Origin of the sequence: Aetokthonos hydrillicola CCALA 1050 (assembly GCF_017591665.1) — a bacterium.
Lineage (GTDB): Bacteria > Cyanobacteriota > Cyanobacteriia > Cyanobacteriales > Nostocaceae > Aetokthonos > Aetokthonos hydrillicola.
Genome location: NZ_JAAKGC010000026.1, coordinates 68419 through 93542 on the forward strand (window position 1 = coordinate 68419; position 25124 = coordinate 93542).

Genomic DNA, 25124 nt, shown 5'->3' on the forward strand with positions numbered 1-25124 from the left:
TTACCGCTTTGGGGTGAAATTGATTGTCGTGGATGATATCTACCAAAAGATGTCCTTTTTCATCCTTGGCTTGGAATGTACCACCCGCCAGCTTGGGAATCAGGGCTACTGGCTCATCATTAGCACAGAAGCTTGTTTTAGAAGCCTGATTACCTACTTGGAAACCTGCATTTGGTAGGGGATGGATAGTTACAGTTAATTTTTCTTCAGTATTATCTAAAGTGTAGATGAAAGTAATTGTCCGTTCTTGTCCCTTTGCCAAAATATCTTTACTAGCTTGGTCAATGTTACTTGGTTGGAAGAATTTTTTGCTTTCCTCAACCAAAACACCCTCTCCCTTAAGAGAGCCATCCTTCGGTTCTAGGGTAAATTGGTACTTATGACGATCGCCTTCACAGAAAAACTTTTTCTCCAGTAAAATAATTGGACGAGATCGGGTTACTACATAACTGGCTGAAGTTATGTCGCTAATGCAGCGATAGGGGACACAGAAATCTGCAACCACAATATCTTTACGCTTCTGCAATTCTGGAAGCAGTTTCTCTAAGGAGGAGATTAAATCTTTTGTTGGTAACTCGTCAGGGAAAGATGATGGTAACAAAGCAGCTTTTTCGATTGTTTCAGTTCGTAACTTTGCTACTTTGAAGTATTCAGGATCTTGCTCTATTTTCAGAAGGTCTTGAGCATCTTCACCATCTACATAAACCAAGATAAAAGTACCACCTTTAGGAACCCCACCCAGATGTTCCATACCAGGATGTTGTTTGGCAAATTTATCGAATAATTGCAGTTGCATCACTTGCTCTAATCGCTGCTGATAAGTTCTGAGCAATCCTTCTAATTCCTGATAATTTAGTTGCTCGGCGATTTCCTTGTTACCCATTTGGTATTTTTCGGTATTAAATGTTTCAGGTAAATCACTTAACAAACCGTAAAGGATCTCAAAGTTTCTAAACTCTGGCTGTAAGATGATGGGTGGTTCGTTTGGCTCAACACTCACAGTAAAATGATTCAAAGAAATTAAAATAATTTCATTGTTGTTTGGAGAACTGCTACTTTGAGAAGCTGGGGATTGTTGGTTCTCTTCAGACGTTAGTACTAGCTTGAGGTAATAATTTGATGAATCAATTACAATTCCATAAGTAACTTTATATTGAGAGCAAAATCCGGCTTTTTCGTTGGCTACGCGTTGTTTTTTCAAAGCTATGGCATCAGAGGAAAGTTCGGAAAAATCGAAGATCACATTGTTAAAGTCGTCGAAGCTATTTGCTTTAGTTTCGTCAGGTTGGGTAACGTAACGAGCGATATGCCGATTGCTGTCGTCGCAGAGGTAAAGTTGAAATTTAGTATTTGTTGGATTTTGCGGTTCAACTGGGTAGAATTCATAATTTTTCGGTTTCCGAGCATAATCCAAAATCGGATTAAACAATTGGCTACTAGTAATAGATCTGAGATTGGGCTGATCAAAGAAAAACCGCTTTAGTGTTTGGAGAAAGACATTCTGTCTCCATTTCTTTTTCCAGAGTTGCTGAAAAGTATATTTGATAAGAATAAAGTCAATTTCTAAATCAGAGAACTGCCCAGATATGTTTTGCTCTTGGATACTTTTTTGGCTACCAAGTTTGAGAGAGATGACATCAAAAGGCAGATTATATTGCTGTTTATAGTTCTGGAGTTGTAGGAGCATATCGCCCTTCGACTTACCGATATGTCCCTCAATCCGGTAAAAATTATAGCCATCCAGTCGATAGATCAAATCATTGAAGACAGATGAATTGTCCCCAGAACTGTTCTTCGGAAAAAAATAAGCAGGATGGCGATCGCTCCTTCCTTTACGGTAGGCGTCGTAGTTCCAGTATTTATATAGGTTAGGATAATTCAGGTAGTAAGGGATTGCTTGCTCGCTCAACAATGCCGAGCGGTCTTTACTTGGCGTAATTTTGAGTGGAGTTTTATAAAACGGTAGCAGGTAAAAACTGTCTTCTGCACAGAATTTTAAAAGACGTTCATAAAGGTATCGAACTTGCTGAAGGCGAACCTGATTACTGTTGTAGATCGGGGGTTGGGTAAAATGAGTACGATAGGGAGAAGTGAGTATATATCCTTTGCTCGGTTCATTTAGTAACTTATTTGATTCACTTGATATTGGAGGAACCAGCCCCAGCATCAGAAACTTAGGAAAACGTCGAGTATCAGGTGTGCAGTCATCCGTTAAATCGAAAGCAGCCTCAGCCAATTCATAGAAAGCAGCAACCAGTTGACTGAGATAATCGTAAAAATATTGTAGAGCATAGGTTGCTTCTGGAGCCTCAACTGTATTGGACTTTGGCTTAAAGCTGTTGAGTCGTTTTTTCAGGTTGTGCTGTAGCTGACTAAAATCATGACCCGAATCCGGTTGAAAGGTAGTAAAAAAAGGTGAAAACAACCTAAACAGCTTGGGAAATGCTTTACCGATTTCCGCGATCGCATTATCACAAACCTGGTAATAGTTTTCCCAGAATGTTTTATAGTCACTAATTTTTGTTAAATCTATACTATTGCCAGATTTGCCAGATCGTGTATAACCAAAACGTTGTACCTTGGGGGCAAAATCTGTGAATTTTTTATGGTTACTGTCAAATTCTTGGAGATAGTGATTGCGTACGGTAAAAATTGCCTCAGGATCAATCCTTTGCCAATGTGAGGGTAACTGATCCGTCTTAAGTAGCTTTTTCTTAACTAGAGTAAGAGGTAGGAGAAAAAAGCGGTAAACTAGACTACGCTCCTGGCTGGGGTTATTGTAGTCAAGTCGGCACTTATCTCGCTCCACATCCTGAAGTTCACAAACGATCACCAGTACGCGATCGCTCAGCAAATCTTTCTTGAGAGTTTGTCCTTTATTGCTGCTTTTCTCAAATAATTCTATGACTTTGAAATCTTCAGATTGTCCAGTGCTGAGGTGTGGCTCACTGGGAGCAAACAAAGTAGAAGACACCGACAATTTGTCTTGATAATGGGTGAGCTTCGTAGTTGACAAAGCGATCACATAACCTTCGGAAGTAATACCACATCCGGCGGAGATCTCTATCTGCGCTTTTTGAGTTTTATCCGTGCTGCTAACCTCCAGCCCACAAACAATTCCCATACCGATTAGGTAGGCACGGGTAAGCCGATTTTGCTCATCTAGGTAATTGACAAGGTTATTTAGGTCGTCCTTGCTCAACACCTGCTTAGATGTAAATATAGGGTAGCCGTTGTGGCTAATAATGGTGTTGATATTGTTAATCATAGCTGGTTCCTAGCACAGTTTGGTTGAGAATAATTGGCTCATTGTCAGGGTTACTTGTATGGGTGTCGATCAAAACACCATGGGGATAAACACTTTGCAAATCAGGGAGGATTGTTAAAAGATCTTTGAGTGTTCTAGTTAAATCGCAACTATTCCGGGCTAATTCCTTAAGCCAGTTAGAATAAGCAACTTCAAACTTCGCCATCTGATGCAGATCCAGCCAAGTGATTTTCAGCGCAACGTGGGCGGGTGCTTCTAGTCGTAAGGTACGTTCAACGAAACCACGGAAATCCATATTTCTAAAGCGCTCTGGCCAGTATGGGAGAATAATGCTAATCCAAAAAGAGTAGGGATCTTGCCTAGTTAAACGCCACTGCTGTTCCCCTTGGTTTGTCATATCATCCTCCGTCACAAAGATGGGCAAAAATGGCGGTTCCTCAGAGAGCGAAAAATTCTTTGGCGGTAGCAGGAGGATATGCTCCAGCACATGAAAACCTTCATCATTGATACAGCTTTGTATTGCGCTAATAGCTTGATTTCGCTCAGATTTACTAGCATAATATTGGGTAGCAAAGAATGGCTGTTTGCCGTCATTGGTTAGCTCCCAACCATAAGGGCCATTGTGAGCATCTATTAACCGGAAATTATCTGGCCTTTGAGCCAGTTCTAACAGTATATTGCCGTATTGCCAAGCTTTTTCCTCTGTAGGTTGGGGTTGCTGGCTCTTTAGTAGTTCCGTCTCTTTTTCCTTCTCAAGATAACCAACATACGCAGGCGATAGTGAAGTTATCTCTGTGCTCAGACGAGCAGTCCGCACGAAGAGAAATAGACGGTTGATGGCTGCATCACGCTCAGATGCTGTTGCATAGTTTTGTGGATGGATAGCGACTACAGTGTTAATATCCCGTGGTCGGCTCAGTACCCGAAAACTAAAACCATCTGAGGTTTGTGTGGGGAAAATTGCTGCTGAGTCTAAGATACCTAATAGGTTACGATAAAAGCGATCGCGGGCGGCATTTTCATTCTCTAATAACTCTGTGCCTTGTAATAAGGTGACTTTTTGCCAATCTACTAACCGGAAGCGATAGCCAGAGGTTGTTTCTGTAACCGATTCAATTTCTAAGAATGGCTCAAGGGAGTTCAGTCGCTTAAAAGTTTCAAAGGGATTAGTCTGTGTGGGTGTTATTGCTAGTACTTTACCTGTTTGATCAGTAATACCCAAGCTATAGCTTTGATTAGCTCCACCTTGAACAAGGCTGACGTAGCGGCTCAAGTAGCGTAAATGTTGTGCAAACTTACTAGCAGCATTCCAAGCATCACGTTCTGAAGTATATGATTTGAGGCTTTGCAGGAAGATTTGCTCAGTAGTTTTATCTTTTAATGTAAATAGATAGCCCGTGTTAGACTTTTCTACTGTTAATTTAAATTGATCGTGGTTAACTTGAATGTTACTAAACCAGCGTCGCAGTGCTGTTTTCCGTCGTTGTCGAGTTGAGAAACGCTCAGTACTTGCAGCTAAAACTTTTCCTTCTGTATCGACTATTCCATAACCGTAGATGGTTAATACCACCGCAGGACCAACAGTTTCTACGACGGTAGGGTCATATTTATAACTAAAGATCTTGTAAAAATCTTTATGTAGGGCTAAAAGCAAAAACTTCTCTAAAGCAGCTTGAGCCTCTTCTTGGGTGGTGTAAGTTTGGTAGCTAGTTAATGGCTTCTCGACACCACAGCTAACAGAAAAGGTAAAACTAGCATGATTCAAAACTTGATAATGACACAGGTTACGCCGACGCACATCTTGAAAACCCAGTAAGCGAGAAACCCGCTTTTGGAAACCAGACACGTTTTCAGTGTCCGATGTAGCGTTGCAGTTGCAGTAATTGAAGGCACGGAAGCGATCGCGACTCAGGGAAGGATAATCTTGTAAGAACTGGGCTTTGTGGTGAATAATTTTGTCCGGGTCTTCCTGGATGATCTGGTACTTAAATAGCACATAATCAGTAAAAGACTCGGCAAACCGTCCCAACATATGATCAAGAAAACGGTTACGGCGATCGCGGTAAATCTCTGTTTCTTCTTGAATCGAGTTGAGATAATCCTGACCATTGCGAAGGATGGCGGGCTTGTCTGGAAAATCCAGAACTTGGTTAAAATAGGTATGCCATTTGTCTTGCTGGGGAGTCATATAGTCATTTTGCTGGTCAACTTCCCAGGAAAATAAGTCACGCACATGGGCAAGTTGGGCGAAATAGTTGGCTAGCAACTGATCGAAAAAGACCAAGTATCCTTTTAACTGACGCGCCTGGGCTTTACGCAATGCAGAAGCCGTTTCTGGCAACCCTTCTTCACTAATACCATAAGTTAGGGGAAAATCGTGCTGAATTGAATAGTGATCAGCTAAGTTATAATAACTACCTTGAGGTACAGCGAGATTCAGTTCATAATCTTGCCGTAGGGCTTTGGCGTAGGCAGTTTTTTGTTGATGATAGCGGCGTTTAACCTCATTCACATCTATGGCAATGGGCAAAACACTCTTAAAAAGTGTGACGTGGCAATGCTCAATCCCTAGTACAGGACTGTAACCTTCTGTTAAGTGTAAATACCAGGGGTGGTTCGACTGCGCTAAACCATTAATAAAGTTAGTAATACTAAGCCGCTTAACTGTCGCTACACCCGGCACTTTTAATATTTCTTGGTATAAATCTGAGGTGTAGATGATCTTAGGCGGAGTCAGGGCTTCGAGTTCATCTGGATCAATAAAGCCATGACTTGTATAAAATTTATCACTCGTAACCGCAGGTCTACCTGCAAAAATCTCCGCTATACTCTTGCCTTTATCTAACAATTCTTGGAGGGTGTAGAACCGCAAAGGAGGCGAGATCAATACCTCTAATCTTGTATATATATTTACTAATACGTCCTCGGCATCAGCATCAGCTGTTAGTTCAATATCACAACAAATACCAATTTCTTCGTCACCCAAGATGACAATATCGTGGACATCCTCACAGAGATTGCGATAGTTACGCAGCACAGCTTTCACTTGATCGAGGGTATCAGACGAAGCAACAGCTCGCTGTCCGCAGGCGTTTTTTATCTCCTGATCATCAAGGTCAATATATACAGTATAGAGTCCACGGGGATGAAGACGTGGGGCATTTTCTTGTGACAAATGATTTGGGGGAGTCGTTTTCAGAGTGCTGCTAGCATAGTCTATGTAGATAGCTGGCTCGTAGGTTGTTAATTTTCCAAGCCTTGCGTTGCGGACACCAGGAATATCAATTAGGAGCTTGCGTAAGTCCAAGTCGGTGACTGGATTACAAGTCAAGATTTCATCAGGGGTAAAAAAGTTGTTCTCCTCGCTTTTAGCATCTAGTGCTAGTAAATCCTGAATATCTAGGTTGTTGCGGTAGCCTAGATCCGTGACAGCATAGCAAAGCACTTCTAAGATAGTCACACCCGGATCATGCAGGTTGTAATCAGTCCAGAGTTTACCAGACAGAGCTTGTAGGTGCGTGATTCCGATGTCCCTTAATGTTTGAAAATTGAGGTAATCGGGAAATTCGGGCTGACGCTTTGAGATACTTAAATATTCTAGCATGGACTTTAGAAGACTTTAAGAGATAAAATATTACAAAGCAATACTGATTTTTTTCAGGCTGCACCAGTGAGCAGGTGATAGATCAAACTAGCAAACAACCAAACAAATGCGATCGCAACTCCCAATAACAGTAATGCGATCAATCTAAGCAGTTGCTTCCAACACAATTCCATCTTCTGTTTGCAGTCAGTAAATTCTTTACGTAGAGTTGCCAAATCCTGCTGAAGCTTGTCTACTCTGTGCTCTAGTTCCTTAAGTGATGATTTCCATTGATCACCTTTACCTGGTTCCTCGTCAGTTTTGGCACAGATTTCATGAGTCATTTTCATTTCCCAGAGTGCGCCGTCATAATAGACTACGTCACCTGGTTGGTAGGCTTGCTTTGATTTCCACACCCCATGAAATTTATCTTCTCGCTTATTCAAGAGGGAGTTGATTAAATAGACAAAATGGTTAGCCGATAGATGAGTGTTATTTTTGAATAAACTCTTCAGTTCGGTACGATTTTTCAGAGTCATGCTGTCAGCTGATGTGCTTATCATAGTTCAATTTTTTTATGAGTGTTGGTTGTCTGCTTGTAAAATGATGTTGGCTAGTGCCTCATAGCCTAAAGTGCCAAAGTTATGTTTTTCATTAGCAGCAAGGGTAGTGACTTCTTGAATAATGTGGGTTTTACCCGTGGTTTCAGGCGAAACCGAAGTGAGAACAGATCGCGCAGTTGAGGCGATCGCATCTTTAACATTGCACTGGTTTTCATAATGCATCTTAAAATCAACGACAGAATGAACGTAGTATTGTTGTTGAATGAAATTGAAGATAGAAGAACCGTAAACTGTTCCTTCCAAATGAATCTCATCTCCTTGGTTGACTGTCCAGGGTGCGAGAAACTGGGTGATGGCTTGTTCTAACTCCCGGCGATAATAGCCAAAGTTGGCATCGTATGGTGATTTTAATTTCACTTGACACTCCACTTGGATATGCTCGTATACCGGATTAACAACTCTGATATCTGCCCAAGGTGAGCTAAGACTAGCCAAATATTTCTGGATTTTCTCTAGCAGGTTTATGTTAGCCTTGGGTTCTAGGTCATTGGTGGTGCTGCGTTGCGACAGATCAGGAATTACCACCACACTAACAGCCCCAGGTACTAGTTCTAGAAACTGCTGATTTTCACTGACTTGTCCGTGGTTGATGCAGCGAACCTTATAAATTTGGGGAAATTTTGCTAATACCAGTCGCTCGTAATCAAAAATGGTAACAGCTCGTCCTTTATGGCGCAGGAGTTCACTAATTCGGGTATAAAAATGCTCTGGCTGCTCCTTGATTTGTCCACCGAAGGAATCATAAGGTTGTTCTACTTTTTTTATTTCCGGTGTAGGTACAGCCAGTTTGGCAATGCTTCCCGCTTTTAGGGGTACAGCTAAATAGTTAGGATCGTTACCCTCATCGGTAAAAGTTACCCGTGCAGCTTGGGTATGAACACTGAGGATTTTGCAGATCGCCCCGCTACGTGCTGAGACACTGGCTTTGATCCAGTATAGGTTTGGGTCAAGGATGGTGGTTTTATCCTTGCTAATGTCCGCCGGAATCCCTAGATTGACGATACCTGGCGTCATGAGCCCATTTGTAGTATCCTTGACTATGCGATCGCTTAAAGATATCCAGGTATTATCTTTGAGATAATGCCATTCGATATCGATTTTTTCTAAAGCTGTATTTCCGGTCTCTTCTGCTACTTGAAACAATAAGGGTAAACTAGTAGGTGGTTCGAGTTCACTAAGCCCAATCAGCAATTCACCCTCATTGCTAAACTGTGGTAAAAAATAGGGTGTGTCTTGTGATACTACTTCCGCGAATCTGTCAAACGGGTAAAGATGAAACAGTGTGTAATCCTGTTGCTCGGCGACGGCGACGTAACTCAATGAAATTGACTGAATTACCGGGGTATAAGGCTCGTTGAGCGTAACTGGTGCTAATTTTACTCCTTTGACACTCGGATGCCATCGTGTTAATATGCCACTATTTCGTTCATACACAGCGCCATTAACATATTCTCTCTTAGCAAAATTTTTAGCTGAGGCTAATGTTTGTAGAGCAAATTTCCGGGGAAACTCGTCGTGTAGGAAGTTCAGTTTGAGTACGAACCGCAAGAAGCCATTAGCAGTTTGTAGGTCAAAGTTAGTTAAGTTGTCGATGTTATCCCCAGATAGAGGAGTGGTAGATCTCCTGTCTATAAGAATGCGATCGCCTGGGGGATAAAAGAGATTGTAGTCATGAGGTAAGCTTTCCGCAGACCAATTGTGTTGTGATAGTCGCTTGACATCGGCTGCACACTTTTTAAAGTCTGGCTGATTACTATCTTCCTTTACATAATACCCATGATAATAGTCTACTAAATTAGGAGGTAATCCTTGCCATGTAACTTGAATCTTGAGCAAAGAGAGATTTTTTTGAAAAACTTCTTTACTTCCCACATAAAATGCTGTTCCTACTGTTGGTTTGGGGCCAAAAGGTTGGAAGGGTTTACCAGGGTTGATGGGAGATAAATCATTTTGCAGTACCAAGTCGTGAATTTCTATTTCCTTGGTGCTGATAGTGAGTTTGGTAAGTTTGAGATCGCGAAAATAACTGTAAGGTGATAAGCCATTTACCGATGCTTCACCTTGCAATTGTAGTCTGGCGACGGGTAAATTTGTGGTCAGTGCAGCACCAGGTAGTTCCTTATGGTAAACACCGATAGGTTCTTGGTCAGCACTTAAACAAACTTCTAATTTTAGAGTTCGACCATCTAGGCTAGTTTCGGTATTAACCTTTGGCGAGCGAATCTTCCCTAATACCCAATCTTTTTGACCACTAAAATCAACAGTGAAAATATTAGGTAAATCACTGGCTTTTACTGCAATGGGTGCTTGGTCAAAAGTTAAGGTAAAAATGACGGTGCGCGTTCCTTCCTGGAGATAAAAAATATTTGAGGCGATCGCTAATCCTAAAAGAGCATGGCTACGTGCGCGATTACCAAAAGGTAGCCAAGTTTGAATCGCCTGATCTTTGGGGAATTCTCCACCTTTACCATCAAAGGAATTTGCTATGGGTGAAGCATACAAACCCAGTAAATTTTTAGGGCTGTTACCAGTAGCAATTTCTTTTGAGTCTAAAAACAGCCCTTGCAAGCTGGCTATTTGAGCTTTGTGGAAAATAGTTTCTTCATCAAGTTTATACAATATCTCCACGCCGCTAGCATCTTTACCAGCGGTGAAGCGAGTTTCAGCATTAAGTTTGTATTCTTTTTGAGCTTTAGCTAGTTCAAATATTAAGTGAGCATGGTCTGGTTGGGCTGCGCGATCGCTCAGACGCAACACTTGACGGTAAAAAAAGTCAAGGTGTCTCTGAGTCATGCGATTGAGGTCATCTCTAGCTGGTTGCATCACCTCCCAAAAGGCGAAATACAATGATAGATGCGGGGGATGATCCTGTCGGGCTGTCAAACTGTCTTTCAAATATTTTGGTGCTTCTTGAATAATTTGAAGATAAGTTTTAAACAACACTTTAAAAATATCATCTAGTTCGTCAGTTAAAATTGATTCACTGTTATTAAAAACGTAATCATTTGTTAACTTATAAGTGAAATCAATCCCAAATGCATTGATAAATTTTTCGTATAGTTTTGTGTCTAAAATTGTATTCATCTGCTCCCAGAAAAGCACACCCCGTAAAGGCTCATTGAGGTTAGTCCTGACCAGTGCTTTAATAATTGACTTCAGGGGAGTAGAGGAATCTAACACCTCATACCAGTTCAGTATTGGCATTAATACCTCATCTCTCCAGCATTCAAAAATAAGTTGAGAGTTCTGGTAAGACAAATTCTTCAGTAATTGATTCTTTTGTTTTGTATATTTCTCTTTGATTATTTGGGGACTGGTTTTACTAATTAAAGCGATCTGCACAGGTGTGCTGTTGTTAAAAAAATCTTGCCAATGATTTTTTTGTTGGTTGTTATTATCGTAATAAATAACTCGCTGACTAAGTTTGTGAGCAAAGACCAGAAAGTCAGCCAAATCTGTCTCGTCAATTTTTACATAATCGGGTGACAGGGCTAATACCTGTCGCTGACGCTGGCTCACACCATCGCGGATTAATGGATTTTTTGGTAACTCGCGGCGGATGTTCATGGGTTTCTGGACTGACAAACGTAAAACAAGACTCGAATTCAAGCTGGGAGCAATCTAACAGAAGCTTGACCGGTACTAACAGCAGGAAGTAGAGTACCAGTGCTTTCTTGCAGATAGAAGGGATAGACCATATTAAATCGAGAATTTGTACTGATGATGGTGTAGTCTATGGTGAGATTAACGCAACCCTGCAATTGTTCATCAAGGCTAAGATCTAGCCCGTTGAGCAAAATGCGGGGTTCGTGATAGAGGATAGAAGTACGAATCTGTTCTTTGATACTGCTGGCGACGGTAGGGTTGAGAGGTTCAAAAAGAAAATCTTGCAGATTGCACCCGTAAGTTGGTTGCATTACCCGTTCTCCCAAACTTGTAGATAGTAGAATTTGCAGGCTCTCACAAATATCTTCTTCCGCACTCACTAACTGCACACCTCCAAACCCCTGATAAAAAGTGGGGGGAAATCCCCAACCTGTTCCCAAAAAGGCTTTATCGTTGTTTTGCATTTCAGCCTCCAATTAGTACATTGAAGGCTCCTAAAACAATCGCGCCTCCGTGAGCTGTAGTATCCCCAATCCGGGCGGCGGGTTTTCCCCCAATCTTTACAGTCGCCGACCCAAGAATTATAGTATCTGGTGGGCCGGTGCAGGTACACGTGTCACCTACTACAGCGGCTGGCATCCCAGATATTAAGACGGTTGGTATTCCTGGTGCCAATATAGGCCCACCTACATGGGGGACAAAATCAGCATCCACCATTGGACAGACGTGCATATCGGTGAGCCGGGCGGCAGGTTTTCCCATAGTTTTCTCCGCTAGTTGATCTGTACTAATGAGCCTTTAAGAATAGCGATCGCACTCGTAGAAACTTCCGCCCCAGCATTACCTTGGGCTTTGAACTGAGCATTCGCTTTAGCATTGACGTTCAAACCTTCAATACTAGTATCCTGTGTTGCTTTCAGCGTCAGTTTGCCCATAGCCTCTAGGGTAATGTCTTTGGGACTTTTCATGGTGATACCGCCATCATTCATGGTCATGGTATTACCGTTTTGGTCTTTCAAGGTAATACCTTTATCCGCATCGGAAATGATAATTTTGTTACCTCCCGGTGTTTCCAAGGTGATGATTTTCTTTTCGTCATCAAAACTGACTTTCATTTGGGAACGGGTAAAAAAGCCTTTGTGATGATTCTCGTCAGCAGCTTTTAGCGGTGCTGGTTTGGCGCTGCTGTTAAGCATCCCAAGCACAATCGGGTCGCGGGGGTCATCGTTGAGAAAGCCTAGGATCACCTCGTCGCCAATTTCGGGGCGAAAGAAAGAACCACGATTCTTTCCCGCATCTAAAGTTGCAATTCGAGACCAGATACCCTGACTTTTTGAGTCAATTATCGGCGCTTTAACTAAAATCCGGTCTTCGCCGTTGGGGTCGCCCTGCAACTGCACCACTACCCCAATTTGTAAGCCGTTGACACCGGGCAGTAGTCCTGATGCTGGTTGATCTACGATATCTGTTTCTTGGTAAAACCACGGTGGTGCAAGACCAAGCTGCATCTGAGTATACCAAGCTCCAGCATTCATTTCGTGCCGAATCCCCGATACGTAGGCTAAACCATTGAAACGGTTACCTAAGCCTTTTAGTTTAATTAAGGTATCAGGTTGAGCATTGGGGTTGCCGACAGTCTTTACCCGTCCTTGTATTTTAGCTAACCGACTTTTCAGTAGTTGAGCATCAGCCCAGGCTTTGAGTTCTGGCTGTTCAACTCGACCACTGTGACGTAGTTCCCAGGTACTTAGAGCGATCGCATTAGCCAAATCCTCCCCTGACAAATTGCCCTGTTTATTGATGTCCGGCTCGCTCCCCTCAGCTTCAACCAACGCCTGATCTCCATAGCTCCAAGCCATTGCCTTCACCGCTTTATACTGGCTTCTGGCGTCCATTTCCGCTTCAAACTCCAGTAGGTTAACACCATAAGTAAGAGTAACTAGAGGGTCATCACTGGTATTTGGGACTTTCACCTTCAACTTGCCTTTGTCCGCAAGCACGATCTGTCCATTCATCTGTGCCCGTGACAGAATAAAGTCCCAATCAGTGGCGTAGTGTTGGACAATTTCTCGATCTGGACGCTTGGCGTTGTTACTTTCCACTTTTTCTAAGGATATACCGTTGTATTTACTGATAATTTGTTCAATGGCATCACTGTCTCTAAGTTCAGTAAAGTATCGGCTGTGGCGACCGATAGTTAACTTTGTGACCGAATCTTTGCAATCGAGGACAAGTACAGAGTCGCCATTAGCACGTACCTTCAAAGAATGCTTGACAATTAGCCCTTTGAAGATAGTTTTGTTATCACCATCATAGCCCAGAGCAATTTCCAGTTGTTTACCCGGAATCAGGTCAGGTCCCTCACTAGCAGTAAAAGTTTCTTCGTCCGCAGCACCATCACGTAGCACTATCCGAGCTGTTGGCACACGGTTAACTATGCGGTCGACTGTCAAAGATAACACCTTATAAATGTTTGTAATCTCCTTACCATCAGAGAGCAACTTAAAAGTGGCGACATCATAGAGCGCATTGTTAGGAACGATGAGGTCATTCATAGTTCTGTTTTCTCCAAGGGCGGAAATCTCAAATCCTTATTAGTGCCCAGACGGCGAAAATTCACCAGACCATTCACTTTAGCCACTTGCAAATAATAAGATGGGTCGCCATAAATATGATGACTCATTAAAGGTAGAGTATCACCGGCTGTAACTTTGCGGACATGGGTAACGTCGGGCGATTGTTTTCCTTCTTCGCGGAGACAACGCTCCATATCATCATAGCTGACAAAGGTAGCGTTAATCTTAGCTCTGAGGGGCTTACCATCCGAAGAAAACAAGGTGTAGTTGATTTGTAAGTTTTTGAGGATACAGTTGAAGCCGTTTTTATTACCAAAGGAAAAGTTTCCCCACAGTAGACATAGAAAGTTAGGTCTGTGAGTTTTATTCACCATCGTGTAAACCACATTCAGAAATTCCTGCACCTGTTTAGCTACGTCTTTATGAAATTCATTAGCTTGCCCTTTGACCCGCACTACACCGGTACCATCGAAGGTAAAGTTGAGCTTGAGTTCTTCAGGTTCGGTAAATTTAAATTGCGGATTGTTACCTTTGGAGCCAGGGGTCTGGGCAGAATCATATTCCACGTTAAAACTTTGAGAAATTTGCTCTGGATTGATCGGCAGATCAAATTCTTTACCTTCATCCTTGAATTTAAATCCTTTGTCTTTGTAGACCTGGATTTTAACTTTGGCAAGTTCACCTGTGTACATTGTTTATCGCTCCGATTTTTCTTTGAGAATTGCTAATACTTGCTCTACGCAAGTAGCAATGATATCGGAGCGATCATCTTCCCAATTAGAGTGACTTTGTACTTGCCCTTGATTGGTATTTTGCCCTTGCTCCCCATCGTTAACCGAGGCTTTTATTACCAACTCTCTAATTTCTAGTGGCATAAAATTTTCCTCACCGTATAATCAAGAAAAACGTTTGTACTCACGAAGCTAAAACTATTTATCAATAGGTACTTCTGTGTTCTCAAAATAGCTATAGTTTAACTCCAGCGATTCAATAGCAATGGTATTTTGTTCAGCATTAAATTCCGAGACTGACCATTTTTTAGGCCAGGCATTGATCACTTTCCAAGTCATCAGTGGTACAACGCTTTTTTGTGTATTTTTTGGCTCGGTTCTGACAGACAGTAAATTTACTATCAGATCCATCGGATGGATGTCAAAGTTAAGGAGGGCATCCATGCACCACTTGATCATTTTCGAGTCTTTCACTAAGCCACGCTTAAGTACCAGCGGACTGTATTTTGTTCCTACTGGTAGAGTATGCTCAAAACGGTTTTCGCCCCCCTCCTTCAAGGATTCAGTCTGCATGTCTACGCTCAGACCAGTAACACTTTGAAACTGAGTTTCCACTGTTTGTTTGTACAAAGTTATAATTTTTGGTGTTCCCGTTTTTTGAGTCTCTTTTTGATCTTGGAAGCTACCTAAAAAAGCAACATCAAAAAAGAAACTGACAGGAGGATACGTAGAAGATGGCATAAGACATTAGTTATTTTCAATGGTTAGTCCTTCGTGGACAATCTCGATGCTTTCGATCGCCACTTCATTGCCGTCACTTTTGAGTTCAGTTGAATTTACCTTCGTTGGCCAAGCATTTTTGACTTTCCAAATTACTACTGGCTCATGCTTCTCATTCAAAAGACTAATCGTGATATCGCGACGATCAATTGTGTTTAGAGCTACGGTATTCCACCACTTGAAGAAATCATTGTCTCCTTTGACAGTACCTCGTTTCATAGTTATTGAACCAAATTTTTGCATACCTGGCATTTGTAGTTTGCTGTATTCACGCATATTTCCTTCACGGTATTCAATTGGCTGGGTTTCTACATTGAGTCCCGAAACATCAGTGAATCCTATGCGTTTGCCAGCCCACTCTACTTGGAAATGAAACTTCGGTAATGGATAGTCAACCATGATTAGTTAATGAGTAAATGAGTAGTTTTGATCGTTGTTTGTAATTATGGAATCATGAGCAAGTTAGCCCATAAAATGATTTGCTCGTTAGCTTTCTTGCATCTTGTGAGAGAACTTCAAAATGATGAATTCAGCCGGACGCACTACAGCCATGCCAATTTCAATAATCATACGACCTTCAAGAATGTCCAGGGCAGTCATAGTTTCATTCAGCCCCACTTTGACATAGAACGCTTGCTCTGGCTTTGCTCCGGCTAATGCGCCAGCCCGCCATTGCAGAATCAAGAAGTTCTCGATCATTGCCTTAACTTTCACCCAGGTATTCGCATCATTTGGCTCAAAGACAAAGCCTTCAGTGGCTTTCTTGATCGATTCTTCAGCCATATTGAAAAATCGACGCACAGGGACATAACGCCATTCATTGCTGTTACCATCTAGAGTCCGAGCGCCCCAAATTAATGTTCCTTTGCCTGTAAACGCCCGAATCGCGTTAATCGACTTACCCGTAGTATGGACGTTAAGGTCTTCTTGTTGGGCGTTTGTGATTGTTATTGTGGGTTTGATCACCGAGCTCAATGTCACATTTGCAGGAGCCTTAAACACTCCTCGAGTACTATCGACAAAAGCATACTGACCTGCTACTAACGGGCTAGGCGGCAAAATTACTGGAATATCATTAATCGCTGCTTTCGCTAAGTTAAATAGGATTGCATTGCCGTCTTTTTGATTAGGATCTAAGGAAGCTAAATTCGGATACTTATCAACATTTTTGCCTTTATCATCTTTCTGAAGTACTGGCTGGCCATTCTGTAGATAGACTATCTTTACTTGTTCTAGGGCGTTGTCATATTGATAATTAAAAATAGTCTCGATATTAGGCGTATAAATGGCGGAGTACTTGAGTGCATCCGGATTCAAGCTCAGATCTCGAAAATCTTTTGCAGCATCTAAGATAGTTTGTCCGTTTGTTGGTTGTTGCAAATCAAAAATTGCAAAGCGGTCTTGCAATTTCAAACATTGTTGGATCGCTGTATCGAAAAGTGCTGCTCTTTGATTGAGATTTAGAGCTTGAGACTCAGGAAAAACAAATAGGGTCATCTCATCTACTTTTTCAACCTTTTCAATTCCAGATTGAAGGTTCTTTAAACTAACATCGTCATAATCCTTTATCTTGCCAACTGACACAATGTAGCAAGGACCTCCTCCGTTGGCAAAATAGGCTTGCATGGCATAGTACATATTATGTTTAGAGCGGTTATCGTTTTTGGCAGATATCTTCCGCTCTATGGCTATGTTTTGAGCAAGTGTTTCTTCAATTTTGACAACAATTCCAGTCTCAGGTTTGGTTGTTCCAAAGTACAGTTCGTATTCTAATAATGACGTAATCCTCAAGGGCTGGGCTACTTTAGCATTATCTGCTGTTGCTTTATAAGCGGCTGCTGTTGCTGCCGTTTTTTTGTCGTCCTCGCTCTGTTTTTGATCTGCTGCTTTTTTAACTTCTTGTGCTGCATCTTTTGCTATTGCTTTATCTGCTGCTACTTTTGCTTTATCTGCTGCTACTTTTGCTTTATCTGCTGCTACTTTTGCTTTGTCTGCTGCTGCTTTTGCTTTGTCTGCTGCTACTTTTGCTTTGTCTGCTGCTGCTTTTGCTTTGTCTGCTGCTGCTTTTGCTTTGTCTGCATCATTTGGTGCTTTGTTAGCTTCGTTTGCGGCTTTGTTGGCTTCGTCTGCGGCTTGTTTGGCTTCGTCTGTGGCTTTTTTTGCTTCGTTTGCGGCTTGTTTGGCTTCGTTTGCGGCTTGTTCGGCTTCGTCTGCGGCTTGTTTGGCTTCGTTTGTGGCTTGTTCGGCTTCGCCTGCGACTTTGTCGGCTTCGCTCGCTATATCTGTAGCATTTGCTACTCTATTTGCAGCTTCAGCGGCTGTGGCAGTATCCTCTGCTAGTTGATGGTAATCAACACCTTGAAATATTGCTTTCTGGGTATACCCAATAAAAGCAGGAATGGCGGTGGCGACTTCAGCAATTGAAGGTGGAAATTTGGAGATTTCCTCGATATAAACGCCTGGAGTTTTGTAGGTACTTGACATAGATGTGTACTTGGTAATTAAGTTATTCGTTATAAATGGATATCAGAAAAAAAGGCGATCGCTTCTTTCTTTGTTTTTGGATCGATTTGCTTTTCTCGCTTGATCAGCATCACTCCTGGTGCTGGTAGGAGGTGGTCTTTTCCGTCAGTAAGTAAATACTTGGGTTGTTGTAGTAAACTCTTGGGTCTTTTGGTGAAGTAAGTTTTGTCATCTTTTAACTCAAAGTTAGGTAAGTCGTCTTGAGTGAAGCCATGAGGCTTTTGGTAACGATATCGCCAATGGGTAGCACGGTTTTTAAAACGGATGACGTAGGTGCGGGGCTGAATTAGAGTTTGTCTATTCTGAGGCTTTAATAGAGAGAAAGCCGATGGCACTAGCTGAGGATTCAAGACAATTTCCACTAGCCCAAAAGCATTAGAAGCAGCCATCGGGTTCAATAGTACAAACTCATCCACCTGAGTACTATCTAGATATAAACGATAGCGACCAGGGATTTGCCCGAAAAGATTGAGATTGGTGGCGATCGCATTACCAGGAGTATGAGCATCTGGAACTGTGACCTCAAACATAAAAGATTTCTGTTCATTGACATCTAACAGGCTCCATCGATAAGTTTCATGAGGACTCGCTCTAGGGATGGTATATATTCGCGAAATTCCTTGTTGTGGTAATTGGTCTAGTTCTGTCACATACTGACTTAGAGGCAAGCTCTCCCAGTCCTCGACATCAGGTATCGCACTATCAGAAGTATTATCCTGCAACGCTTCATAAGTCTTCCCCTGGTGAGTTACCAATTGTCCTAGGTGATATGTGGTATTGGCAGTGTAAACCGGCAAAGATTGAGTCAAGAATAAGGCATCACCATGATTACCTGATAGATTCGAGAAGTAATAAATCTGATCGCGGTTCGTAGTGAGAGGTAAATTTGTAAAATTGCCAAAATAGCGATCGCGCACCACTAACAAGAAAGTCAACTTTTCAAAAACATTAACTGGTAGCGAAGTCACAAACTGACCCGATGACACTGACTCCACATTAGCAAAGATACTCGCTCCCTGTGGCTGTTGACGAAAAATCCAACGAAGATTTCGCAATACCTCCACACATTCTGCTGTAGGCACCAGAGCCAGCATATCAGAGATATCATAACCAGTTGGTGGCAGTTTTGGAGGATTGGGCTGACCTAGATAATAGTCATGCCAAATTTCTAAATCGAGGATTTTTTGATATAGAACATTCATTACTGATTATGCTTCATTCATTGATCGAGATCCCTGAAATAACTTCGCTTTCACCCTGCTGTTTTTGTGCATCTATAACTACAACGCGAGCACGATACATGACAAAAGGTACTTGTTTACCACCTAAAGAACCCCAAAGTTGGTTAAGTTGTTCAAAGCTAAGGGAGTAAAGATCTGGAATGACTCGCAAATCGGGCGAAATAGTGCCATTTCCAGGTGTAGAGGTAAACGAGATTTCCTGTTGCGACTGAAAAAATTCCACTACCCGCGAAAGCAATCTGAGGGCGGTTTCATACTGATTATGTAGTGAAGAAAAAAGAATAAATAGGTTAAGGTATACAGGAGGGTTTTGGTAAACAGTGCGCCCATTATCCATACGATAGTGACTAGCATTTTTCAAAGTGGCTTCTTCTTGAAGGTTTACCAAGCTCATCACCACATGGCCATTGAGCTGATTTTTAGAACCGCCAAGTTCTTCAGCCATACAAATATTATCTATTAGCACAACCTGTCCTGGTCCAAGTTCTGGCTCACGCTCTAGGATATAGCGCTGTAAAGCAACCTGTATCAATCTCATTGCATCAAAGATCATAAGAACTCGGTAAATGAATCAGTCAAAGTCTTAGATTGTCTCATTTATATTTAGAAGGAATTCAGAATTAATACTCCCACTGCTAAAAGCGAATGGGATTCTTGCTACCCTGTCCGAACACAGCCAGATCTAGAAATACCCCAAGGATGAATGCACACAGCAATACTTAAGATTACTTGACCGCAGGGCTAACGCGAACTCCTCTCTACGAGATGCTGGGCAAATGCCAAAAGCAAGCATAGATTGACTGTTAGATTATGAGCACCCTAAGGACAGTTTCACTATCGTTAAATAATTAACGCAGAGGTCAACCTGCTCCTAACCCCGTATTTTTACAAGATTTAGGATTTTTAGTAACAAGGTTCCGGAGCAGGAGTTGTCCGCTAGACCTATTTCTTTTTCATCCAGGATTTATTTAGTAACCATATTACTGCTTAATTACAACAATATCTTTTCTCTGACCTTTTATCTTATTGTTTGTAACAATTATTATTATACATTGTTTTACTATGTATTTTTCGTTACGCAAATCTCTAATGATAAATAATCAAACTATACTTTTGGGTGCTTTATTCACTATGAATATTCATTATTCTCACAAGATCCTCACATTCTTCCTTTAATTTTCAGTATAGCAGCTAGCAGATCTACCAAACTTAGACAAATAAATAATGCTTGTTGAATTAATTTGCTCGTAGTTACACTTTAGGAGTATGAATTGTCGAAAGTACTAAAGCACAATGATAACATTCTAACTAAGTTAATGTAGTCGACTACTAGAAGAAAAGGAAACGGACAATATTCTCTATGATTCTCCTGATCTCGATACTAAAAGTGAGAATAATTAAATTTATTACTTATAAATTGAGGATAAATATCATGTTATTGGAAAAATCTATTGAAGCATGTTCAAAATATAGAACTAATGTTAACTATAGTAGTTTTCCTGTCCAATATCGGACTAAAGTTTCTATTGACCTTATCCAATTATCTCTCAAACAACCACGCCGTTACTTTGACCCGAAAAAGCTTGCCCAACTGATAGAATCGATCAAAGAACATGGTATTTTAGAACCTGTGCTAGTCCGCCCACTTTATGATGGACAATACGAACTCATCGCCGGGGAGCGAAGGATAAGAGCAGCACGGGAAGCAGGATTAGTTGAAGTACCTATTGTTTTACTGGAGTTAGATGACCAACAAGCTCTACAAATTGCACTCATCGAAAACTTACAGAGAGAAGAACTAAATCCGGTTGAAGAAACGGAAGCCATATTAGAACTGCTATCACTCTCTTTGGGAATAGATACTCATGAAGTAGTCTCTCTCTTACACCTCCGTTTTAACGCCAAACAAAGAGGTCAAAAGTTGAATCAAAACGTTTTGATTCAACTTGAAAAGATTGAATCACTATTCTCACAACTAGGAAAATTCAATGTTAGTAGTTTCCGCGCCAGTCGGCTTCCTTTACTTAATCTTAGCAGTGATCTTTTGTCAGTCTTGCGACGTGGTGAGATCGAGTATACCAAAGCTCAAACGATTGGAAGTTTAAAGTCGGAACAGCAGCGCGCGGAATTGCTCAAGATAGCAATTGCTGAGAATTTATCTTTGAGTCAGATTAAAACGAGAGTTAAAGCACTTAAATCTCAGACAAAACAGGAATCAGAAAACACCTTCACTGAGCAGTTTAATGCAATTAACAAGCTTTTACATCAGAAAAATTATTTGATCAAGACTCAAAATAAAGAAAAAATATCTAGCCTTCTAGATGAATTAAAAATATTAATAACTGAAGGGTAAATTATATATATAGCAATCCTAAATGAGTTGTAAACTTCTCGGCTTAGGGAGGGAACAGGGAACGGTCAACAGGGAACAGGAAAGACGGATATATACGTGTACACAGGTGTGCTTGTTTTTTTCAAAAATTAAATAGGACTGCTATAGCAATCTTATTCAATTTTTGAAAAAGTCTCCATATTTTGTAAGGTGCGTTACGCAGCGTAACGCACCTTATACCATTTTTATATGAAGCTCCATATATTGACCCCCGGCTACGCCGTCCCCCCTTACCAAGGGGGGTAAAAATAATGTGCAGCTTCACAAAAAATTGGTATTACAAAATATTAAGAATGTTTTATCCTGTAATACATAAAATGTTCAATTTGAATAGTACATAATTCCTAACTTCATTTCGTAGAGGAACTTTCTATTGATGTTACGCCAGAATTAGACATCTGTTGCGGCTCAATCGCAGACGATTTTGCTGTCAGAGGTTTATCCCATCCCAAATATTTTTTAATGAATGAGGCCGCCCAATCGTATGCGCGAGCAAAAGGCCATAGTAAAAATTGGAACAAATAAGATATGATCTGATCAAGAGTTGGTTGTTCTACCTCCAGTTTATTGCGAAAAATCTGACCCGTTTGAAAAGCCAGACCAGAGATCCAGATAATCGAAGCAATCAGTAATTTGCATAAAAAAAAGATAATGGCGACGGCTTGCTTGAAAATATCCCAAGTTTTACTAGCAGCTTGTCGGTAGATTTCTCCGGTCTTATTATCAGAAATATTTGCCCATAGCTCTATAGCCTCTTGAATGGGATTATACTGTATTATCTGTGAATTATCTTGTTTGTAAAGGACTGGAAGGTTCATAAGGTTTTTCTGAGTTTGTTCAACGACTGTTTTTTGCATAATTTCTAGTGATTTTCTTATTTGGATGCCACTACGCTCAATTTACCAATTAATAAATTTGTGAAAGTTTACACACAATTTTGATAGAGGAAAAACTCATGATCTCTAGTTTTGTATTTCTCAGGTATTTTTTATAATTTATAATATAATCACATAATCAGAACTGAAATTGATACATTAATTAAAAACTAAATATTTTGCCACCTTGCACATTACCAGAATACGGATAATGCGAAATTAGATTTTTGTTGAATGGCTAAAGCAGACTTCCCCATTTTCTGGCGATCGCAATCATCTGACCACATTCAGATGTGCAAACACTAGACTCGTCCTAGCTATCGGCGGATCATCAAAATAGATTGAGATTTACCACAAATTTGATAAGTTAGACTATCTAAAGCGCATTTAGCATGATACCTTTGCTTGATATCCAAACCTTACAAACAGCACTAAACTACCTAGCTCAAGTAGTTCTGTGGCGCTTGAACTCTTACTTCAGTGATAACAAACAGGTAAGAGTTGCCATCATGCCCAGTCCACCGGATGAATGGTTGGCTGCGGACACTCCCCTGATCTGGTTTATTCGCAACCATCAATTAGATATTGCGGCTCAACTGACTTTACTGATGGCTTTAGCTCCCCATCTACAAGCTGATTTTTTTGATCAACTGATCACGCCCCATTTATCCCAAGCTGGAGATTATCCCCAGCTCGGTGGCTGGCGGGGTAAGTCCCATCGGGGTTTTCTGCCAACTGGTGAAACGGTGCTGTTCATCCTAGCGGGGAACCAGTTTAGCGATCGCCTCTACCTACAGCAACTTTTCAGCGAAGATCACCCCTTTGCCCGTGAGGGTGTGCTTTACCTAGATCCGCCAGAGGAGGGTGAACCTTTGATGAGTGGAAAACTTGTAATGACTCAGGACTATATCGACCTTTTTATTCAAGGACACTTTTCTCGTCCCCGTTTCAGTACGCGTTTTCCTGCTCAGCATATTACCACTGAAATGGAGTGGGACGATCTCGTTCTCAATCCTCAAACCTTACAACAGATTCGCGACCTAGAAACGTGGATTATTCATAGTCCAACTATTCTCTATGAATGGGGAATGAAAAAGAAGCTGAAGTTAGGTTACCGCGCCCTATTTTACGGACCCCCAGGTACAGGTAAAACTCTGACAGCTAGTCTCTTGGGTAAATACACTGGCAAAGATGTTTACAAGGTTGACATCTCAATGATGGTGTCAAAATTTATAGGTGAAACAGAAAAGAACCTCGCTAATCTCTTCGCTCGAGCCGAAAGTAAAGATTGGATTCTGTTCTTCGATGAAGCTGATGCTCTTTTTGGCAAACGTACTAATGTCCACGACGCTCATGATAAATACGCTAACCAAGAAGTCAGCTATTTGCTACAGCGGGTAGAAAACTATGACGGTTTGGTGATTCTGTCCTCTAACTTCAAGAGCAACATCGATGAAGCTTTCATACGTAGATTTCAATCAATTGTTCAATTCCCTATGCCAAATGCCAAAGAACGGCTGCAACTATGGCAAATGGCTTTTCCATCACAAGTCAGACTAGCTGATGCAGTAGATTTACAGCAACTTTCAATCACCTATGAACTGAGTGGTTCTGACATTATGAATGTGGTGCAGTACTGTTGTTTACAAGCACTGCAGCAAGGTGATATAGTCATTCATCACGAGGATCTGCTTTACGCTATTAAGCGAGAATTCAGCAAAGCAGGAAAGGTCAGCACCCCTGCCTAAAGGCGAGGGGCTAAGCGCAAAGCGCAGGCTACGCCAACGAAAGCTATTCCCTGTAGCGTCTCCGAATCGCGAGACGGGTGTATTCTGAACGCCAGATTCCTACGGAGGGAGACCCTCCTGCAGAACAGGCTCGTCCTGAATTCTGTCTGCTGACTCCTTTTCATCATTAACTTTTTTCTTCATTGTTTATTTCCGCGTCAACTTCTTGTAAAGCTTGGGTGATGACTTGAGCTTGTTCTATCTGTTCATAGTGGTTGAAGATTTCTAAAGCAGATTGATAATAAGTACGTACTTGTAAGAGATTTTGGGATTTTCCAGCGTCGGGTGTTTCTGGGTTGTTGGGTAAGTTGAATAAGGCGTTGGCTTTGTTAGATATTGTGTTCGCGTATTCTAGAGGTGTGTCTCTGGCGTTACGCACTTTTAATGCTTCGTCGTAAGCCGCGATCGCTCGTAAAAGATTATCCAAAGGATGGCGAGTTGGTAGATATTGCAAAGCATTACCTAGATTGTTCTGCAACATCGCATACTCTTTGGGATGAGCAATTAGCTGTATATGCTTTAGCGCTTCTTCAAATGTCTGTACTGCTAACCCTTGATGCAAGCCTTCTGGTGCTGAAGCTAGCGGCATTGAGAGGTACGCGATCGCAATATTATTTTGTAAAATTGCGTATTCCTGGGGGTACTTTTGCCAGGTAAACACCTGCAAAGCCTCTTGGTAAGCCTGGAGACTCTCCGCTATTCGAGCTAAATTAAATGGAACTAATGACTGTAACACTAACCCCAGATTCATTTTAGCTTCTGCCACTTCTTCATCTGAGGCTAATTGTTGTAAAACTGGTAAAGCTTCGTCATAATAAGCTTTCGCTTGTAGCAGCAGTTCAGTTCCTGTATCAGGAATTGTCCTTAACACCCCCGCCATTCCCACCTGTACCCTAGCTTTCACTAAAGGATAATTTTCACCACACAATTGATATGCGTGATTATACAGTTCTAGTGAATTTTGTAAATCCTGGATCGTTTTTGGCTTTTTCTGAAAGTTTTGAGCCATTTCGAGCAACATTTCGATTTTTTCTTGTGTTGTCGCTGACTCTGAAGCGATAGCACGAATCGCTGCTTTCACTGCTGAATCTGTAACGCTAGGTGTCATTACTACTAACCTTTTGATGAAAGGGGGATTT

Annotated in this window: 17 protein-coding genes; 2 read left to right on the top strand and 15 right to left on the bottom strand. The window is 41.4% G+C overall.

Annotated features, from left to right (window positions below):
- Positions 1-3260 precede the first annotated feature (3260 nt).
- The 13 genes from G4P69_RS15610 to G4P69_RS15670 form a co-directional block, all read right to left on the bottom strand.
- Positions 3261-6872 (bottom strand): hypothetical protein, encoded by a 3612-nt coding sequence (locus G4P69_RS15610; RefSeq protein ID WP_208350536.1) that lies wholly within the window; start codon positions 6870-6872, stop codon positions 3261-3263.
- Between the two features lie 53 nt (positions 6873-6925).
- Positions 6926-7414 carry a carbohydrate-binding protein gene (locus tag G4P69_RS15615; RefSeq protein ID WP_208346052.1) on the bottom strand — a complete coding sequence of 163 codons (489 nt, stop codon included), beginning with the start codon at positions 7412-7414 and terminating at the stop codon, positions 6926-6928.
- 12 nt (positions 7415-7426) lie between these two features.
- Positions 7427-11041, bottom strand: a complete 3615-nt coding sequence (locus G4P69_RS15620; protein WP_208350538.1) for a baseplate J/gp47 family protein — start codon at positions 11039-11041, stop codon at positions 7427-7429.
- Positions 11042-11079: 38 nt separating this feature from the next.
- Complete coding sequence (locus tag G4P69_RS15625; RefSeq protein WP_208346026.1) at positions 11080-11544, bottom strand: GPW/gp25 family protein; 465 nt, start codon at positions 11542-11544, stop codon at positions 11080-11082.
- A 1-nt stretch (position 11545) separates the two neighbouring features.
- On the bottom strand, positions 11546-11842 hold the full coding sequence (locus G4P69_RS15630; protein ID WP_208350540.1) for a PAAR domain-containing protein: 297 nt from the start codon (positions 11840-11842) through the stop codon (positions 11546-11548).
- A gap of 11 nt (positions 11843-11853) precedes the next feature.
- Positions 11854-13635, bottom strand: a complete 1782-nt coding sequence (gene vgrG / locus G4P69_RS15635) for a type VI secretion system tip protein VgrG (RefSeq protein WP_208350542.1) — start codon at positions 13633-13635, stop codon at positions 11854-11856.
- Entirely contained in the window at positions 13632-14348 is a 717-nt protein-coding gene (locus G4P69_RS15640; RefSeq protein WP_208350544.1) for a CIS tube protein, read from the bottom strand. The genes vgrG and G4P69_RS15640 overlap by 4 nt, the downstream gene beginning before the upstream one ends.
- A gap of 3 nt (positions 14349-14351) precedes the next feature.
- On the bottom strand, positions 14352-14531 hold the full coding sequence (locus G4P69_RS15645) for a DUF5908 family protein (protein WP_208346564.1): 180 nt from the start codon (positions 14529-14531) through the stop codon (positions 14352-14354).
- Positions 14532-14585: 54 nt separating this feature from the next.
- Positions 14586-15128 (bottom strand): phage tail protein, encoded by a 543-nt coding sequence (locus tag G4P69_RS15650; protein WP_208346565.1) that lies wholly within the window; start codon positions 15126-15128, stop codon positions 14586-14588.
- 6 nt (positions 15129-15134) lie between these two features.
- Entirely contained in the window at positions 15135-15566 is a 432-nt protein-coding gene (locus G4P69_RS15655) for a phage tail protein (RefSeq protein WP_208350546.1), read from the bottom strand.
- An 87-nt stretch (positions 15567-15653) separates the two neighbouring features.
- Positions 15654-17651 (bottom strand): phage tail sheath C-terminal domain-containing protein, encoded by a 1998-nt coding sequence (locus G4P69_RS15660; protein WP_208350547.1) that lies wholly within the window; start codon positions 17649-17651, stop codon positions 15654-15656.
- A 29-nt stretch (positions 17652-17680) separates the two neighbouring features.
- Entirely contained in the window at positions 17681-18892 is a 1212-nt protein-coding gene (locus tag G4P69_RS15665) for a carbohydrate-binding protein (RefSeq protein ID WP_208350549.1), read from the bottom strand.
- 13 nt (positions 18893-18905) lie between these two features.
- Positions 18906-19484 carry a DUF4255 domain-containing protein gene (locus tag G4P69_RS15670; RefSeq protein ID WP_208345826.1) on the bottom strand — a complete coding sequence of 193 codons (579 nt, stop codon included), beginning with the start codon at positions 19482-19484 and terminating at the stop codon, positions 18906-18908.
- Positions 19485-20363: 879 nt separating this feature from the next.
- Between G4P69_RS15670 and G4P69_RS15675 the strand changes: the two genes are divergently transcribed.
- Positions 20364-21284, top strand: a complete 921-nt coding sequence (locus tag G4P69_RS15675; protein ID WP_208350553.1) for a ParB/RepB/Spo0J family partition protein — start codon at positions 20364-20366, stop codon at positions 21282-21284.
- A gap of 389 nt (positions 21285-21673) precedes the next feature.
- On the opposite strand, the gene G4P69_RS15680 is transcribed toward G4P69_RS15675, so the two are convergent.
- Positions 21674-22180 carry a hypothetical protein gene (locus G4P69_RS15680; protein ID WP_208346396.1) on the bottom strand — a complete coding sequence of 169 codons (507 nt, stop codon included), beginning with the start codon at positions 22178-22180 and terminating at the stop codon, positions 21674-21676.
- Between the two features lie 410 nt (positions 22181-22590).
- Between G4P69_RS15680 and G4P69_RS15685 the strand changes: the two genes are divergently transcribed.
- Positions 22591-23946, top strand: coding sequence for an ATP-binding protein (locus G4P69_RS15685; protein WP_208350554.1), 1356 nt, complete (start codon positions 22591-22593; stop codon positions 23944-23946).
- Between the two features lie 166 nt (positions 23947-24112).
- Here G4P69_RS15685 and G4P69_RS15690 read toward each other — a convergent pair whose 3' ends face one another.
- Entirely contained in the window at positions 24113-25093 is a 981-nt protein-coding gene (locus G4P69_RS15690; protein ID WP_208350558.1) for a tetratricopeptide repeat protein, read from the bottom strand.
- Between the last annotated feature and the right edge of the window lie 31 nt (positions 25094-25124).

Bases quoted from the DNA above. Each gene is read 5' to 3' on its own strand.
- G4P69_RS15610 (WP_208350536.1), bottom strand. From the start codon at position 6,872: ATGCTAGAATATTTAAGTATCTCAAAGCGTCAGCCCGAATTTCCCGAT.
- G4P69_RS15615 (WP_208346052.1), bottom strand. From the start codon at position 7,414: ATGATAAGCACATCAGCTGACAGCATGACTCTGAAAAATCGTACCGAA.
- G4P69_RS15620 (WP_208350538.1), bottom strand. From the start codon at position 11,041: ATGAACATCCGCCGCGAGTTACCAAAAAATCCATTAATCCGCGATGGT.
- G4P69_RS15625 (WP_208346026.1), bottom strand. From the start codon at position 11,544: ATGCAAAACAACGATAAAGCCTTTTTGGGAACAGGTTGGGGATTTCCC.
- G4P69_RS15630 (WP_208350540.1), bottom strand. From the start codon at position 11,842: ATGGGAAAACCTGCCGCCCGGCTCACCGATATGCACGTCTGTCCAATG.
- vgrG (WP_208350542.1), bottom strand. From the start codon at position 13,635: ATGAATGACCTCATCGTTCCTAACAATGCGCTCTATGATGTCGCCACT.
- G4P69_RS15640 (WP_208350544.1), bottom strand. From the start codon at position 14,348: ATGTACACAGGTGAACTTGCCAAAGTTAAAATCCAGGTCTACAAAGAC.
- G4P69_RS15645 (WP_208346564.1), bottom strand. From the start codon at position 14,531: ATGCCACTAGAAATTAGAGAGTTGGTAATAAAAGCCTCGGTTAACGAT.
- G4P69_RS15650 (WP_208346565.1), bottom strand. From the start codon at position 15,128: ATGCCATCTTCTACGTATCCTCCTGTCAGTTTCTTTTTTGATGTTGCT.
- G4P69_RS15655 (WP_208350546.1), bottom strand. From the start codon at position 15,566: ATGGTTGACTATCCATTACCGAAGTTTCATTTCCAAGTAGAGTGGGCT.
- G4P69_RS15660 (WP_208350547.1), bottom strand. From the start codon at position 17,651: ATGTCAAGTACCTACAAAACTCCAGGCGTTTATATCGAGGAAATCTCC.
- G4P69_RS15665 (WP_208350549.1), bottom strand. From the start codon at position 18,892: ATGAATGTTCTATATCAAAAAATCCTCGATTTAGAAATTTGGCATGAC.
- G4P69_RS15670 (WP_208345826.1), bottom strand. From the start codon at position 19,484: ATGATCTTTGATGCAATGAGATTGATACAGGTTGCTTTACAGCGCTAT.
- G4P69_RS15675 (WP_208350553.1), top strand. From the start codon at position 20,364: ATGTTATTGGAAAAATCTATTGAAGCATGTTCAAAATATAGAACTAAT.
- G4P69_RS15680 (WP_208346396.1), bottom strand. From the start codon at position 22,180: ATGCAAAAAACAGTCGTTGAACAAACTCAGAAAAACCTTATGAACCTT.
- G4P69_RS15685 (WP_208350554.1), top strand. From the start codon at position 22,591: ATGATACCTTTGCTTGATATCCAAACCTTACAAACAGCACTAAACTAC.
- G4P69_RS15690 (WP_208350558.1), bottom strand. From the start codon at position 25,093: ATGACACCTAGCGTTACAGATTCAGCAGTGAAAGCAGCGATTCGTGCT.